The sequence below is a fragment of the Enterococcus sp. DIV0755f genome (assembly GCF_051713725.1).
GTDB classification, from domain to species: Bacteria; Bacillota; Bacilli; order Lactobacillales; family Enterococcaceae; genus Enterococcus_D; species Enterococcus_D casseliflavus.
Genome location: NZ_JBIOQL010000001.1, coordinates 887,672 through 902,998, shown reverse-complemented (window position 1 = coordinate 902,998; position 15,327 = coordinate 887,672). Strand labels below are relative to the sequence as shown.

13 protein-coding genes and 1 other annotated feature are annotated in these 15,327 nt (G+C 45.5%); of the genes, 6 read left to right on the top strand and 7 right to left on the bottom strand.

Annotated features, from left to right (window positions below):
- Nucleotides 1–13 precede the first annotated feature (13 nt).
- Entirely contained in the window at nucleotides 14–376 is a 363-nt protein-coding gene (locus IGI73_RS04095) for a TIGR02328 family protein (protein WP_428206523.1), read from the bottom strand.
- A gap of 14 nt (nucleotides 377–390) precedes the next feature.
- Nucleotides 391–1,359, bottom strand: a complete 969-nt coding sequence (locus IGI73_RS04090; RefSeq protein WP_015509211.1) for an NADP-dependent oxidoreductase — start codon at nucleotides 1,357–1,359, stop codon at nucleotides 391–393.
- A gap of 267 nt (nucleotides 1,360–1,626) precedes the next feature.
- Here IGI73_RS04090 and IGI73_RS04085 point away from each other — a divergent pair, with 267 nt between their 5' ends.
- From IGI73_RS04085 to IGI73_RS04070, 4 genes are all read left to right on the top strand, one after another.
- Entirely contained in the window at nucleotides 1,627–2,706 is a 1,080-nt protein-coding gene (locus tag IGI73_RS04085; protein WP_159160243.1) for an ABC transporter substrate-binding protein, read from the top strand.
- Nucleotides 2,707–4,311 carry an amidohydrolase gene (locus tag IGI73_RS04080; protein WP_438759110.1) on the top strand — a complete coding sequence of 535 codons (1,605 nt, stop codon included), beginning with the start codon at nucleotides 2,707–2,709 and terminating at the stop codon, nucleotides 4,309–4,311. It begins immediately after the preceding gene.
- Nucleotides 4,312–4,780: 469 nt separating this feature from the next.
- On the top strand, nucleotides 4,781–4,927 hold the full coding sequence (locus tag IGI73_RS04075) for a hypothetical protein (RefSeq protein ID WP_005234527.1): 147 nt from the start codon (nucleotides 4,781–4,783) through the stop codon (nucleotides 4,925–4,927).
- A 218-nt stretch (nucleotides 4,928–5,145) separates the two neighbouring features.
- On the top strand, nucleotides 5,146–5,730 hold the full coding sequence (locus tag IGI73_RS04070) for an SOS response-associated peptidase (RefSeq protein WP_271810770.1): 585 nt from the start codon (nucleotides 5,146–5,148) through the stop codon (nucleotides 5,728–5,730).
- Between the two features lie 81 nt (nucleotides 5,731–5,811).
- Here IGI73_RS04070 and IGI73_RS04065 read toward each other — a convergent pair whose 3' ends face one another.
- Nucleotides 5,812–6,417 carry a short chain dehydrogenase gene (locus tag IGI73_RS04065; protein WP_428206525.1) on the bottom strand — a complete coding sequence of 202 codons (606 nt, stop codon included), beginning with the start codon at nucleotides 6,415–6,417 and terminating at the stop codon, nucleotides 5,812–5,814.
- Nucleotides 6,418–6,618: 201 nt separating this feature from the next.
- Nucleotides 6,619–6,850 (top strand) — a binding site (T-box leader).
- A 49-nt stretch (nucleotides 6,851–6,899) separates the two neighbouring features.
- Between IGI73_RS04065 and IGI73_RS04060 the strand changes: the two genes are divergently transcribed.
- The gene (locus tag IGI73_RS04060; protein ID WP_428206526.1) at nucleotides 6,900–7,739 is read left to right on the top strand and encodes a MetQ/NlpA family ABC transporter substrate-binding protein; all 840 of its coding nucleotides are present in this window, start codon (nucleotides 6,900–6,902) and stop codon (nucleotides 7,737–7,739) included.
- Nucleotides 7,740–7,874: 135 nt separating this feature from the next.
- Complete coding sequence (locus tag IGI73_RS04055) at nucleotides 7,875–8,786, top strand: LysR family transcriptional regulator (protein ID WP_428206527.1); 912 nt, start codon at nucleotides 7,875–7,877, stop codon at nucleotides 8,784–8,786.
- A gap of 137 nt (nucleotides 8,787–8,923) precedes the next feature.
- On the opposite strand, the gene IGI73_RS04050 is transcribed toward IGI73_RS04055, so the two are convergent.
- From IGI73_RS04050 to IGI73_RS04035, 4 genes are all read right to left on the bottom strand, one after another.
- Complete coding sequence (locus IGI73_RS04050) at nucleotides 8,924–10,672, bottom strand: ABC transporter ATP-binding protein (RefSeq protein ID WP_005225384.1); 1,749 nt, start codon at nucleotides 10,670–10,672, stop codon at nucleotides 8,924–8,926.
- Nucleotides 10,656–12,410 (bottom strand): ABC transporter ATP-binding protein, encoded by a 1,755-nt coding sequence (locus IGI73_RS04045; RefSeq protein ID WP_010747689.1) that lies wholly within the window; start codon nucleotides 12,408–12,410, stop codon nucleotides 10,656–10,658. The genes IGI73_RS04050 and IGI73_RS04045 overlap by 17 nt, the downstream gene beginning before the upstream one ends.
- A gap of 464 nt (nucleotides 12,411–12,874) precedes the next feature.
- Entirely contained in the window at nucleotides 12,875–14,518 is a 1,644-nt protein-coding gene (locus IGI73_RS04040) for a peptide ABC transporter substrate-binding protein (RefSeq protein WP_311956673.1), read from the bottom strand.
- A gap of 28 nt (nucleotides 14,519–14,546) precedes the next feature.
- A complete protein-coding gene (locus IGI73_RS04035; RefSeq protein WP_060791746.1) occupies nucleotides 14,547–15,257 on the bottom strand; it encodes a gamma-glutamyl-gamma-aminobutyrate hydrolase family protein in 711 nt (236 codons plus the stop codon).
- Nucleotides 15,258–15,327 lie beyond the last annotated feature (70 nt).

Here is a 15,327-nt window from a genome sequence, read left to right as displayed (position 1 = left end):
AAGTGTTTGGTCTTTAAAGATAGATCCCTTTACTATGGAGATTCACTAAGCATTCTTCCAAGTATGCTTCATCATGTTCTGGATAGATCGGCGTAGTCAAAGGAACAGCTTGAACGGAGGGTTCCAGCGGCAGATTTTTGCCACGATACGCTGGATCGTACCATTCAGGTGCTGGCCGATAGTCTCGATAGGTCATTTCATCCAGCACTAACTGATGGTATTGAAACAATTTATAGGGCGGATGGGTAAAAACGTAATCGACGGTTGCGTGCTTTTTACCCCAGCCTAGCCCCCGCAAGGCTGCTGCTTCACGATGCTGGCCTAACAGCTGCTGCCGAGGCAAAGCAGGTATCAGCGCTTCATGCCATAAGCGCATCGGTTCAGCCTCCTTTATTCTGCGTCTTGGCTGATGAAATTGTCTTGGTTTTCAATAACGATCTTGCCGACTGCATGGTGTGTCTCACTCAATGCGTGGGCATCGTAAATTCCTTGTGCTGTCAATGGGAAGGTTGCACCGATGATACTGTTGACTTTTTCTGCTTCGATCAGCTCTGTCAATTCTGCCAATTGTTTGCCGTTGGTTCGTAACCAAATTGCTTTGGCGAAGATGTCTTTTTCTTTTGCCAAGTCTTCGTCTTCAATACTCAAAATCGAGATCAGACGGCCCTTAGGTTTTAAGACAGTGAAACTTTTCTTCTGGGTGTCGCCCCCCATCGTATCAAAGACCAAATCGATGTCTTGCAAGACTTCTTCAAAATCTGTCGTATGGTAATCGATGATCTCATCGGCACCAAGTTTTTGCAATAACTCATGGTTACGAGGACTAGCCGTCGTGATGACGTAAGCGCCAGCTGCTTTTGCTAGTTGGATCGCATAGGTACCAACTCCGCCTGCTCCGGCATGGATCAAGACTTTTTCCCCTTCTTTTAAACGACCGTGTTCAAACAACGCTTGGTAAGCAGTCAAACCAGCTAATGGCACTGCAGCTGCTTCTGCGTAGTTTTGGTTTTCTGGTTTGATCGCTGCTAACTCAGCATCCACGATGGCGTAATCAGCATACGTCCCAAAACGAGTCGTTTCAGGGCGGGCATAGATCGCATCACCAACTTTGAATTCTGTCACGTCAGCACCTATTTCTACGATATCCCCTGCGACATCCCAGCCTAAAATAATTGGGAAGTCCCACGGAAACATTTGTTTTAAATAGCCTTCTCTTAATTTCCAATCGATCGGGTTGATGGATGTTGCGGCAACTTTGACTAATAATTGATTTGCTTTTAATTCTGGTAATTGGACCGTTGCTTCTTTTAATTGGTCTTTTCCACCATAGGCTTCAATAACGACAGCACGTGTTTCCATTGATGCTTCACTCCTTACATTCATTCTTCATCAAAGAGAGGTTCCTGTTTTTCCATCCCTTGATTTCTCACTTCCCTAGCTTAGGCAAAAGGAGGGAATTTGACAAATGATATGTTTGGAAACTGCCCCAGCCACCTGGCCGTTCCTTCTTCAAAGCCTTGAAAGAAACGGGTTTATTTTTTCTTCATTTTTTTATTGCCTTTTCTTTAAAAATCAATTACGCTACTCAAGAAATACGAAATTGTAGAGAAAGAAGGAATTGATGAATTGAAAAGGTTGTGGGTATTTTTTGGCGGTGTGATCGGCATCACCGCGTTGCTGTTTTTAGGTGCTTCGGTGTTAACGAAAGAATCGGGGGCAGCAACGTCGTCCGACAAAAATACAGTGATTATTTACAATTGGGGCGAATATATTGACCCCGAATTGATCAAAACATTCGAAACTGAGACTGGTTACTCAGTGATTTATAATACATTTGACTCCAACGAAGCGATGGAAACCAAAATCAAACAAGGCGGCTCGCGCTATGATTTGGTTTTCCCTAGCGAATCGATCATTCCGAAAATGATCGAAGAAGGATTGTTAGTGCCTTTAGACCATCAGAAATTGACCGGAACGGAAGATCTGTCGCCTTTTTTGATGGATCAAGCCTTTGATCCTGACAATACCTACTCGATCCCCTATTTTTGGGGCACGATCGGAATCATGGCAAATACTGAAGAAGTTGATGTTTCTTCGATCCATGGCTGGAGTGATTTATGGGACCCTGCATTTAAAAATGATGTATTGATGGTGGATGGTGCTCGCGAAACCTTAGGAATCGCGTTACAGACGCTCGGTCTTTCCCAAAATGAAAAAGACCCGACCAAGGTCACCAAAGCCTTGAAGAAGCTGGAAAGTATCCGTCCCAATGTCAAAGCAGTTTTGACCGACGAGATCAAAACCTTGATGATCAACAACGATGCCCCTTTAGGAATCGGATATTCGGGCGATGCCGCTTATGTGATGGCGGAAAATCCTGCCGTCACCTATATCGTTCCCAATGACGGCGGTGCGATTTGGACAGACAATTTTGCGATCCCGAAAACCGTTGGCAATCTTGAGGGAGCCTACGCCTTCATCAATTTTATGCTGCGACCAGAAAATGCCGCACAAAATGCCGAATACGTGGGCTACGCCACGCCGAGTGAAACGGCCAAAGCTATGCTGCCAGTAGAACTGACTGCTGACAAGGCTTTCTACCCTGAGCCAAGTGCGATGGAACAAATGGAACATTATGAATACTTAGGAAAAGAAACAGTTGAGCTTTACAACGATCTTTTCCTTGAATGGAAGTTGGGATTATAATTGTCACTCTTACTAAAATCTGAACACATCTTTGATACCAAAACAAAAACGACTTTTGCGGGCTTTCTCCTGATAGAAGACCAGAAAATCACGGCTGTGGGTCCTCTTTCAGCGCTGCCAACACTTACTGAAGACACCCAGGTCATTGATCTCAAAGAACAAATGATCATCCCAGGCTTTATTGATGCTCATGTTCATTTTTATCTTTCCGCATTACTCCATCAAGGGGCACTGACCCATCTTACGGGAGTGACAGAAGAAGCCGTTGCCCAGCAAGTGCCCGCCTTGCCCATCACCCATGGATGGAAAATCGGCATCGGCTGGTTCAGCAGTGATTTCGGTCAGCAAGTCTACCCGACGAAAGATTCGATCGACAACTATTGTGCCGACACGCCTGTCATGCTGATTTCAGGTGATGCCCACAGTATTTGGTTGAATAGCCAAGGGATCACTGCTTTAGGGATCACACCTGAGAATTTACCAGCAGGGATCAGCGGGGAGGCACTGCTTGACGAAAACAGCGGACAATTAAGCGGCTGCTTTTTAGAAGCGATCGCCATTCATTATTTAGCAAAGGTCTTACAGTCATTTCAGGCACAAAGCCCTGCTGCCTTTCTGACCTATATGAAGCAGCTCAATCAATACGGCATTACGACGATCGGTGATGTGGCCTTGACAGGAGAAAGCTGGGACGATTTGGTCTACCCCACTCTTTATCGGCAAACAGAAGCAGAAGCGACCTTGCGCGCTGTCTTTTATCCAGCCATGCGAGAAGACATCACGCAACTGAAAGAAACTTACCGTACTTATCGCTCCGAAAAAGTACAAATGGGCGGCGTCAAACAATTTTTTGATGGCGTGACGAGTACGCACACGGCTTTTTTAAAAGAGGAATATGAAACACCGTATTTTGCTGGTGATGTCGGGATGCCGTTGATCGATGTTCAACGGATGCGCCGCTTTATTTTACAAGCCAACCAGCAAGACTGGCCGATGCGCATCCATACCATCGGTGATGAAGCGATTCGACAAGCACTCCTCTTTTATCAAGAAAGTGCTGCTGCTCACCCGCTTTCTAAAGGCAAAGCCAATACCTTGGAACACTTGGAAGTGATGGATGCCGCTGATCTGCCACTAGTTCGCCAAGAACAACTGGTACTCTCCGTACAGCCTAGCCATTTATTAGTCGGTTATGAGACCCTCGATGAAGAAGTAGGCCCTCAGCGTGCCAGTCAAATGTTTCCTTTTCAGTCCTTTCTAGAGCAAGGCGCAACCTTGGCTTTTGGGACTGATACGCCAGTCGTGATCGACGTGACTCCTTTAGACTCGCTGTATTATGCGGTTGCTCGGCAGGAAAAAAACGGCCAGCCAGCAGGCGGATTGATGCCACAAGAAAAAATCTCCATCGCCGATGCCCTCTATGCCCACACCGCAGGCGCCGCCAAAGCCTTGAGTCGGCAAGATATCGGGCGATTAGAAGTTGGCTGTTTAGCCGATCTTTGTATTTTGTCCCAAAACATCTTGCCTTTGACTGCCGAAGAATTGCTTCAAACGACCGTTGAAGCGACCGTATTTGATGGGCGATTTGTTTATCGGCGTAATTGACATGAACCACCAGATCTTGTGAAAGTACAAGGTCTGGTGTTTTTCTTTGATCAAAAAATACAGAAACAGGTGCTTAATTTGGACCACCCTTCCCTTTTCGTACTTGCCCCTATCCCTTACGATGGATTCCCTGCTTGGCAGCTATGCTTTATCATAGGTTTTCTTTCGGCCATTTTGATTCCCGTGAATTGGTCTATTCGATTGGCGCAGCAAAAGAATAATTCAAGCAGTTGTCAGTTTCTTTATTTGATGGAAATTCAGAAACATGCCTCTTTTTCCTTGGAGTTTTTTCCTTTTAACAGCAATCATTGGTCTATTCCATCACCCCTCCCTTTCTCCTTCAATCGTTTCTTAAACCTTTGAATAAATTCTTAATAAAATAACTAACAAAAAATAAACTTTTACTATATCCCTTGAATGTAAGCGGTAAATTTGTTATTATTACCAAGGATAAGGAGGTGTTTATCTATTGTATGCGATTAAAATCTTTCATGGTTATCTAACCGCCGAAGGAAAAAGAACACGGGACAAAACAATTGCATTGACCTATACTTGCAGAGAAGATGCTGAACGTTTCGCAAATAAAATCGGCGGGAGAGTTAAAAAAATTGGCTAACCAACTAGAATAAAAAAGGCTGTCAACCTCAGTAGGTGACTGCCTTTTTTTGTTATCTGATTTCCAGCAAATCAAGCGATACTCCTGATTTTTTACATATGTTTAAGCTCCTTTTCTTGTTGAATCGAGAAGTGAAGCAAGTTAGTTGGTTTTGACGCCTTGAGTCTTTATACTGAAACAAAGGCACCAGCCAATCCAAAAAAAGGAGTGACCCGTCCATGTGCGGCCGATACTTATTTGACCCAACAACTGGCGAATTGTCAGAATATTATCAAGAAGCCGCGGCGAAAGCCCACAAGCGCCAACAGACTGTCGCTGTCAATGATGTTTTCCCTTCCAATCATGTCGTAACCATCGGTGCAAATCAACAACAACAAGTTGTAGCTGGTGTGACAAGATGGGGCTTTACCGGCTTTAAAAAAGGGCATTTGATGATCAATGCCCGTTCTGAGACCGTTGAAGAAAAACCGACTTTTCGCAAACCTTTCCAAGAGCATCGCTGTGTCTTTCCGATGTCTGGTTTCTATGAATGGAATCATGAAAAGGAAAAGTTTCTCTTTTCGCAAGATCACGTGATTTATGCCGCTGGTTTTTATCGCATCCTTCAAAAAGAGGATCAAATCGAAACCGAATCAATCATTCTAACGACTGCCGCGAACGATTCTGTTGAACCAGTCCATGATCGAATGCCTCTGTTCTTAGAAAAAGAAGCGATTGCTTCTTGGATCAATGACTTGGCTTTTGCTCGCCAACAACTCAAAGCAGAAATGCCCAAGCTGAAAACTCAATTGCTCTCTTCTTAACTGCTTGCTACTTCTTTTTCAGCAGAACAAAAACCGCCAAGTCAGCTTTGATTTGGCGGTTTTTCCTACGTCTGCTTTTTCTTAATAAACGGTGAAGGTTTTGCCAGTCATGATCCCAAAGACTGCTTTTTGATACGCTGCAAAAACGGGTGCGTCACCAACGGGAATAAAGCCTTTGAAAGAATCTGCGAAGGTTTCCCAAGAGCCCACAAGTGCATTGGGACTGACTGCATTGATTCGTACCCCATGACCGATCTCAAAAGCTGCCGATGCCACGAAGGCTTCTAAACCGCCGTTGACCAGTGCTGAAGGCGTGCCCATTGGGATAAATTCATCTTTGATAATTCCAGAAGTCAGTGTGATACTGCCGCCTTCATTGAGAAAATGCTGGCCAATCAACGCAAGGTTGACTTGTCCTTGCAGCTTCGAAGCCACCGACTGTTGAATATCTGCTGACGTCAATTCCTCAAAGGGTTTAAACACTGTGCTTCCCGCAGCGGAAACAATGGCATCCACTTTCCCAGTAGCTGCAAATAGCTGGCTGACACTGTCTGCATCCGCAATTTCGACTTGATGATCGCCGCTGCTACGGCTAGCCGTGATCAGCTCCACCTCTGGTAGCTGCTGAAAGCCTTCAACTAAAAGCTGCCCAAGTGTGCCGGTATGTCCAATCAAAAGTAATTTCATTTGCTCGCCTCTTTTTTTGTTTTGTGCTTCGATTCTAACCCAGCCAAGCGATTTCGACCATTCATCTGCTTTTCCTGCCTTATTGATCTATTCTTACCCTTCCCCATTTGTTCCCCTACTACCTGCGTAGTGATTGGAATCACCTATCACGAAAGCAATTGACAACTTTCTCATCTTGTTCTAAGATACTACTAATTTCATACACATGCAGTGAGAAGAAGAGTACGATCCCCCCTTTCTTTCAAGAGAGCTCGGAACTGGTGGAAACGAGTAAGGAAGACGATCCGAAGATGACCTTTGAGCATTCGTGGACGAACAATCCCCGACGGAGAAAGCCCGATAGCGCAATGCAGTTTATTTGATGAACTGACTGAGGTTTTTTGTTTCAGCAAAAAACAAATGAAGGTGGTACCGCGAAATGATCGTCCTTCCCAAAGAATTGTCTTTGGGAAGGTTTTTTTTATAAAAAAGGAGGAAGAAGTATGAAACGAAGGATTCGATTAGGTATGGGCATTGGTCTGTTGTCCTTGGTCTTATTTACTGGCTGCGGCAACCAAGAAGAAGTGACCGGAAATGCCGAAGAACAGCAGACAGAAATCAGAGTTGGTACGACACCAGGACCTTACAGCGAGCTGTTTCTTCAGGGAATCAAACCGATTTTAGAAGAAGCTGGCTATACCGTGACCGATATTGGCTTTACTGGGGTGTTGGAAGCAGACATTGCACTGAACGATGGCGAAATCGACTTAAACGTCGATCAGCATACCGCCTATTTAGAGAACTTTAATGAAAACACGGGTGCCGATTTGGTGGGTATCACACCGATCCCTACCGTTCCAGCTGGCTTGTATCCTGGCAGAAAGGACAATTTAGCAGCGATTGAAGCAAACGATACCATCGGGATTCCCAATGATCCGTCAAATAGCGCCCGTGCCCTGTTGCTGCTGCAAAAAGCTGGCTGGATCGAACTTGACCCCGAAGTGGCGCCCATTGACGCGACGTTAAGAACCATTACTGACAATCCTTATAACCTGGATATCGTCGAGATGGATTCTGCGCAAATCCCCCGCAGCTTAGCAGACTTAGACTATGCGGTGATTCCCGGCAGCATCGTTTATAGTGCTGGAATTGCTGCAGAGGAAAGCTTATTAAGTGAAGACATTTTGCAAGAGTATGAACTGGTGGCAACGATCAAAGAAGCCAACCAAGACAGTGATTGGGCACAGGCAGTGGTGGCAGCATATCGTTCTGAAGCCTTTAAAGAACTGCTGGCAGAAGAGAATCAAACGGGCTATTGGTTTATTCCTGAAGAATTGCAATAACCGCTTCACAAGTAGCAATAAGCAGCAACTGTCGTCTTATTTTTTAAGAAGCTTCTATTATAGAAGGAAAAGAACTGACTACTATTGATTGGTGGACCCTTTTTCCGTCTGAATCTTTGTAAAGGAGGTCAAAAATTGAATATTCAACAAATGCGGATCGTGCAAGCGATCGCTGACCATGGAAGTTTTCGTGAAGCAGCCAAACGGCTGTATCTCTCACAGCCAAGTCTTTCCCAAGCCGTGAAAGAGTTGGAAACAGAATTGGAGGTCCAGCTTTTCGAGCGTACGAATCAAGGTGCCCGCTTGACTGCCGAAGGCTCGGAATTTCTAGACCATGCCCAGCCGATCTTGAGTCAAGTGGCGCAGCTGCAAACGCGTTTTTCCAGCAAGCAAGCAGCGAGTCAAACCTTCGCCATCGCAAGCCAGCACTATGATTTCACGGCTGGAATTTTCAGTGAACTGCTAAAGGAATTTCCCAAATGCCGCCAGTTTCGCCTATTAGAAACCACGACCTTAAAGGTAATCACGGACGTGCAGCAATATCGAAGTGAATTTGGGGTTCTTTATTTGAATGAGCAAAACCAAGCAGGATTGGAACGACTGTTACAAGGCGCCCAATTGTCCTTCGAGGCGTTGGGACGGTTTCGCCCCCATGTCTTTTTACGAGCGACTCATCCCTTGACAGAAAAAAAGCAACTTTCCTTAAAGGATCTCGCCCCTTATCCGCAAGTACGCTTTTTGCAAGAAGATGAACGCTATTCGTTCTTTTCCGAGGATTTGATCGACTTTGCTCAAAGCCCTCAAGTGGTGCATGTCAGCGATCGAGGCACAATGGTCCAGCTATTACAGCAGACGGATCTTTATGGAACCGGCTCGGGGATCGTTGCCCAACCAGAACGCCAAGGCTTGGCTTTTCTTCCTTTGATCGACGCGTCCGAGGGTGAGATCATCCTCATTAAAAAGAACGATCGCCCATTATCAGTGATCGGCGAGCGTTTCTTAACAAAATTACGACAACACCTTGCCGCGTTTCCTACTGATATATAAGCGAAGGCCTCCTCTTCCTACTCCCCATAGATGATTGGCTGCACCTTCGCATTATATAAAAAATCCTTGAGCCACTTCCCATGCAGGAGGCTCAAGGATTTTCTTTTACGGTTACTGTTGTCGGCAATCACCGCTGATTACAGCTGCTCTGCCTGCATTTGATACATTTGCTGATAGATTCCCTGCCCTTGGACAAGACTCGCATGGGTTCCCCGTTCCACGATCTTCCCTTGGTCTAGGACCAAGATTTGATCGGCTTGTTTGATCGTTGACAAACGGTGAGCGATCATAAAGGTCGTCCGTCCTTTTTGCAAGACGGTCATCGCCTTTTGAATGATGGACTCTGTTTCAGTGTCCACATGGCTCGTCGCTTCATCCAGAATCAAGATTTTTGGATCAAACACCAGCGCACGGGCGAAACTGATCAGCTGGCGTTCCCCACTAGAAAACTCATTGCCTTTTTCAACGACCGGATGATGGATGCCTTTTTCGTAGCGGCTCAAAAGGTAGTCAGCGCCGACTTGTTTCAAGGCATCGATAATCATCGCTTCGGTGATCGTTGGATCGTTCATCCCGATGTTGCTGGCGATCGTTCCAGTAAATAGATAGGGATCTTGCATGACGATCGCCATTGAATCTCTTAAACTATGACGATCATAATCAGCGATCACTTGTCCATCCACAACGATTTTTCCCTGCTGCGGATCATAAAAACGGAACAACAGGTTCAAAATACTCGATTTTCCAGAACCAGTATGACCAACTAAAGCAATGGTTTCTCCTGCGGCAACGTCAAAGTTGATATCGTGCAAGATCGCTTGCTCAGGGTCGTAGCCAAAGGTCACTTGTTGGAAAGAAACATCGCCATTCGTGACAGTCAGCTGCTCACTTTGTTGTTTTTCAACCGGCTGATCAGCAAACTCAAAGACCCGCTGTCCAGCAGCTAATGATTGCTGCACATTGGTGATGGTTTGGACAAGCCCTTCGATGGGATCATACAGGCGGTTGATGTAATCAATAAAGGCATACAGCAAGCCTGCTGAGATCGCCAAGCGGCCATCAAGGAAAAAGGCGGCCAAGGTCGTGATCAAAATCAAGATCGTTGAATTTCGCAACAAGTTGCCTAATCCCCAAGCGATACTTGAATCGAGCAAGAGGTATTTACGTCCAGTTTTGAACCATTTCTCTACTGTTTCATTAAATTCTTTCTGCAACTGATTTTCTCGTTGGAAGGCTTGGATGATCGCCATTCCTTGGACAAATTCATTCAACTGCCCACTGATTTGTGAGATGTATTCCCGCATTGCTAAATTGTAACGAGAAGCATATTTGGTATAAAAATGCTGCCAGATTCCTAAAATCGGGATCAAAATCAGCATCGCTGCTCCTAAGGTGCGGTTCAAAAGAAACAATGCAATAAACGCACCAATGATTTGGATGATGTTGCTTAACAAATTACTGATCACGATCACGTAGAAATTCGACCGCAAGACTTCGGTGTCATTCGTGATTCGTGCAACGACTTTACCTGCTGGGATTTGGTCAAAGTAAGAAACCGGTAATTTGTGCATATGGTCAAAAAGCTGATCCCGCATTTTTTTGACGATACTGTTGGACATTTTTCGCAATTGCAGCAAGCTGATATAACGAAAGAGGGAACCAATCAAATTGACCAGCAAATACCCAGCGAGCAATTGGATCAAAAGCATCGTGTCTAAATTGCTACTGTTAACCGCTGGTGTCATCACTCGGTCGATTAGCTGCTTGGCAATCAGTGGTGAAGTCAGTTCGAGCGCTGCAGCCAGCAACAGCAAGATCGCACCCACGGTAAATTGTTTTTTATAATAGCTCAAGTACGTGAGCAAACGTTTAATCGTTGAGAACACTCGTATCGTCCTCCTTTAACTGTTGATGATAATACTGCTCTTGGTACCAGCCTGGCGTTTCGATCAACTCCTGATGGGTACCACGCTGTGTGATCCGTCCGTCTTCTAAGACGATGATTTGATCCGCTTCGGTGATGGCGGACAATCGATGGGTCACGATGATGGAGGTCGGTGCCTGCTTCATCGTTTTCAAATTCGTGATGATGGCTTGTTCCGTTTTGGCATCAACTGCCGAAAGGGCATCATCCAGTAAGAGGACTTCACTGTTTCGTAAAAACGCCCGTGCTAAGGACAAGCGTTGTTTTTGTCCACCAGAAAGGGAAACGCCTTTCTCACCGACGACCGTTTCGAGCCCTTCTGGCATCCGCTTGATGTCTTCGCTAAAGCAAGCAGCTTCCAGTGCTTCCCACAATACTTCTTCGGAAGCGTCTGGCTGTCCGAATAACAAGTTCTCGCGAATCGTTCGTGAAAACAAGGTATGTTCTTGCGGTACTTCTGCAAAGTGGTTGCGCACTGCTGTTGTTTGATAGGCCGTCAACGGCTGCTCGTTGATCAAGGGGACTTGATCAGAGTATGGATAGCGGTGACCGAATTGTCTTAGCAGCGTCGTTTTTCCGCTGCCGGTCTTCCCAACGATCCCTAAGACTTCTCCACGAGTAATCGTCAAATCCAGACCTTCTAACACATAACGAGCTGCTTGCGGGTATTGGAAATGGTATGCTTCAAAACGGATCGTATTGATGGCTTGCAGGTCGGCTTCACCTGGCGTTTCTAATTCATCTCCCGTCTGCAGCACTTCATTGATCCGACGCCAGGATGCGGCACCTTGCTGCATCACATTCACAAGATCTCCTGCTGAGATCATCGGCCAAACGACCATTGTCAAGTACACTTGGAAAGAGACCATCGCACCGATGGTGATCGTTTGGTTGGCAACAAGAAACGCCCCCACACCAAAGCTCATCACGAAACTGATCGCTAAGATGATGGTAATCAGCGGCCCAAAACGGGAATCGATCTCAGAAACGATATTGTTTTTCGCTCGTGTTTCCAGTGTTTTCTTTTGAAACTGTTCCGTGGTGGCTCCTTCTAGTCCATAAGCTCGGACGACCCGAATGCCATCAATGATCTCCAGCACTTCACTGTTCATCTCAGAAACAGAATTCTGCGCCTCCGTAAACGCCTTATCGACTTGCGAGCCCCATTTGAAAATGTAATAGGCTAAAAGCGGCATTGGAATCAAGGCAATCAAGGTCAGTAGCCAAGAAACCGTCCCAGCCATCATCGCTACGATAAAGCTTAGATACAAACTAGTATTTAAGAAAACCATCAGTCCATACCCAATGGTCATCCCCATCACTTGGACATCGTCACTGGAACGAGTCATTAAATCACCTGTTCGGAAACGGTGGTAAAACGGCGCCCCCATTTTGAGAAAGTGGCTCATCAATTGTTCCCGTAATTGTTTTTGCAGATCGTAGGAACCAATAAATAAATTAAACGTCCAAACAAATTCCGCCAAATATCCTAACAAGATAGCTCCCGCGAAGAGGCTCACATATTGGATCAGTACGGAGTAATCAAAATTATCTTGAATCAACGCATCGATGAACAAGCGCAGAATATAGATCGGTGCGACATACATCGCACTAGCGATCACCATAAAGACGAATACAAAGGTATAGCGCACCTTATGTTCTTTAAAATACGTTGTTAATTGTTTTAATACATACTTCATGTTTTATCCCTCACATTCTAAAAAAGTACACAAAAAAAGCTCTGTCCCTTCGGAAAAAGGACAGAGCATAAACGTCGTTATTATAGACATTATCTGTACACTAATGGTTACCGAATGAGGGATTCACTTTATTCAATTTGGTTGTTTTTTTATCAAATACTTTTTGCATCGTAATCCCTCCTTCTCTTTTTATTTTTGCTGACTACACCTAACACTTTACAGATAAGTTTCTGAGAATGCAACAACTTTTATTAATTTTTTTTCAAAAAGATTGACTTTTCTAAAAAGGCGTTTCTCAATTTCTCGCTTTTTAACAACTATTTTTTGAAAACGAATTCTCGATTTATCCTAAGCGCTGCAAGGAATTTGGCAAAATAAAAAAACAGATGCCCCTCTCTTCAACAAGCGTTGTTTGGTCAGCACACTTGGTTGAAAAAAAGTTCCTCTGTTTTCTTACTTCTTGTTTATTCTGAGACAGATGCTAGGCGATAGGATACTGTTCGTCCAAAAGGAAACACTTGCACCCCTTGCAAACGATCTGTTTTCAAATACGCTACCGCTCCTTGATATAACGGCAAGACGGCTGTATCTTCAACGATCAATTGTTTCTCGAGTTCTTTCAATAAGTCCCAACGGGCAGCTGGGTCGTTTGCTAAAGTCGTCCGTGCTTCTTGTAACCCTTGGTCGTACCTTTCACTAGCATACCCAGAGGTATTCAAGCCACCTGTCGAATCATAAAATTCTAAGAAGTTGATTGGATCCGCATAATCTGGTGTCCAAGTCCCGAAGACGAGATCAAATTCACCTTGGGATTGCAAGTCCAAGCGGTTTTGTAAAGGAATCGACTTGGCATCGATGGTTAATCCAGGCAAATTAGTTTCTAACTGTCCTTGGACAAATTCGATGGTTTTCTTGGCTGCTGCTGTATCTGCTGACAACAGTTCCAAAGTGATCTCGTCTTGTCCCAACTCTTCTTTGGCTTGTGCCCAAAGCGCTTGTGCGGCTGTTAGATCATACGGCAGTAAATCGCCATTTTCTTCACGAAAATCTTGGTCTGTTTCAGGATCTTTGGCAAAGTTGCTTGGCACAAAGCCGTTCAATGCAGTGGACCCGTCACCTAAGATATTTTCGGCAAATGCCTCTTTGTCGATGGCTTGTAAAATCGCCTGACGTACCTTGACATTGCCTGTGACTTCTCGTTTTTGGTTGGCACTTAAATACCCCACCAGCGCCTTTGGCACATAGTTGGCTTGAGCTGAGTTTTGGTATTGCTGCGCGTACGTATCCGTTAAGGTGGTGTAGTCCAGTTCTCCTGTTTCAAAAAGGCTGACACCAGTTGCCGTTTCCTTCACTACTTGCACGTCGATCTTGGTCAATTGGACATTCTCAGCATCCCAATAATCAGGATTTTTCGTTAACGTCCATGATTCGTTTGTCCCGTTCCACCCTTCGATCAAGAATGGGCCATTGCCGACAAAATTTTCCGCTGACAACCCATAATCGGCGCCTTTTTCTTCAGCAAATGCCTGATTTTTTGGCATAAAAGGTGTCCCGACCAGAATCTGATCCAAATACGAGATCGGACTTGCCAATGTCAGCTCTAACGTCTGCTGGTCCAATGCTTTGGCACCTAACTCACTGACCTCAGCATCTCCTTGACGTACTTGACTGCCATTTTTCAACACATCCATTTGATTGCTGCTGCTAGAACCGTTCTCTGGATTGGCAACATATTGAAAGGCGTAGACAAAATCATCTGCTGTAACAGGATCGCCATTGCTCCATGTTGCATCACGAATGGTGAAGGTATAAACCAGTCCATCTTCTGATACCGTAGGCTCTTCAGCGGCCATCGCAAGCTCAGGATCCCCCTCTTGATCCAGACGGTATAACCCTTCTGCCACTTGTCCGATCATATCGGAACTGTTGACATCCGTGTATTGCCCGCTATCAAGGGTCGATAAGGCGCCCGCGGTTGACACTTGAATCTCTTGCGCAACAGCGCCTTGCTCCTCTTGCTGTCCAGAATCCGTCGTGGGACTCGTGGTACTGCAGGCACTTAAAACCAATACTGTGAAAGCAGTGATACCCATCATTTTCTTTTTCATTTTTCTCCTCCTTGCGTGACCCTCTTTCTTACAACACATCAACGACATACTTGAAAACCGCTTGTTCTTGTAAAAGCGCATCATAGGCAAAGTCAGGATGCCACTGAACCGCCAACAAGCGCTGACCCACGTGTTCAATGCCTTCAATGATGCCATCAGGACTCCAAGCTGTCTTTTGCAATGGACGAGCCAATCGATCCACCGCTTGATGATGAAAGGAATTGACCTTTGTTTTTTGACCGTATACACGAGCCAACATGCTTTTTTCAGCCGTCGCGATGGCATGGGTCGGCACTTCTTTCGGAATCGGCGCCTGCATATGAATGATCTCACTGAAGGTACTGATGTCTTGCTGCAGCGTGCCCCCAAAGGCCACGTTGACCAGCTGCATCCCCCGACAAACCGCAAAAATTGGTTTCTTTTGCAGCAGCGCTTCATCGATCAGCGCCAGTTCAAACTCATCCCGTGCCAAAAAGCCGCTTCCAGTTGCCTGATGGGCCTCCTGCCCATAAAACTTGGGTGAAACATCTTGTCCACCAGCTAACACCAGTTTATCGATCTGTGAAACATAGTCCTTGGCTATAGCTGGCTCACTGATTGGCAAGAGCAATGGCAGTCCGCCCGCTTGCTGGATCGCTCGCACATACCCTAATGGTGTGTAGGCGATCGGCAAATGATGCAGCACATCGCCAGCATCTTGCACTTCATTCGCAGCGATCCCTATAATTGGTTTGCCCATCGACATCCCTCCCTGATTAACGATTTTTTCAGAAAAAAGCGGCATCTAGCAGTTGAACAAGGCAAGCGCC

What these genes read in the sequence shown, in the direction of transcription:
- IGI73_RS04095 (WP_428206523.1), bottom strand. Translation starts at nt 376, where the DNA reads ATGCGCTTATGGCATGAAGCGCTGATACCTGCTTTGCCTCGGCAGCAG.
- IGI73_RS04035 (WP_060791746.1), bottom strand. Translation starts at nt 15,257, where the DNA reads ATGGGCAAACCAATTATAGGGATCGCTGCGAATGAAGTGCAAGATGCT.
- IGI73_RS04065 (WP_428206525.1), bottom strand. Translation starts at nt 6,417, where the DNA reads ATGAAATTACTTTTGATTGGACATACCGGCACACTTGGGCAGCTTTTA.
- IGI73_RS04060 (WP_428206526.1), top strand. Translation starts at nt 6,900, where the DNA reads ATGAAACGAAGGATTCGATTAGGTATGGGCATTGGTCTGTTGTCCTTG.
- IGI73_RS04045 (WP_010747689.1), bottom strand. Translation starts at nt 12,410, where the DNA reads ATGAAGTATGTATTAAAACAATTAACAACGTATTTTAAAGAACATAAG.
- IGI73_RS04070 (WP_271810770.1), top strand. Translation starts at nt 5,146, where the DNA reads ATGTGCGGCCGATACTTATTTGACCCAACAACTGGCGAATTGTCAGAA.
- IGI73_RS04090 (WP_015509211.1), bottom strand. Translation starts at nt 1,359, where the DNA reads ATGGAAACACGTGCTGTCGTTATTGAAGCCTATGGTGGAAAAGACCAA.
- IGI73_RS04040 (WP_311956673.1), bottom strand. Translation starts at nt 14,518, where the DNA reads ATGAAAAAGAAAATGATGGGTATCACTGCTTTCACAGTATTGGTTTTA.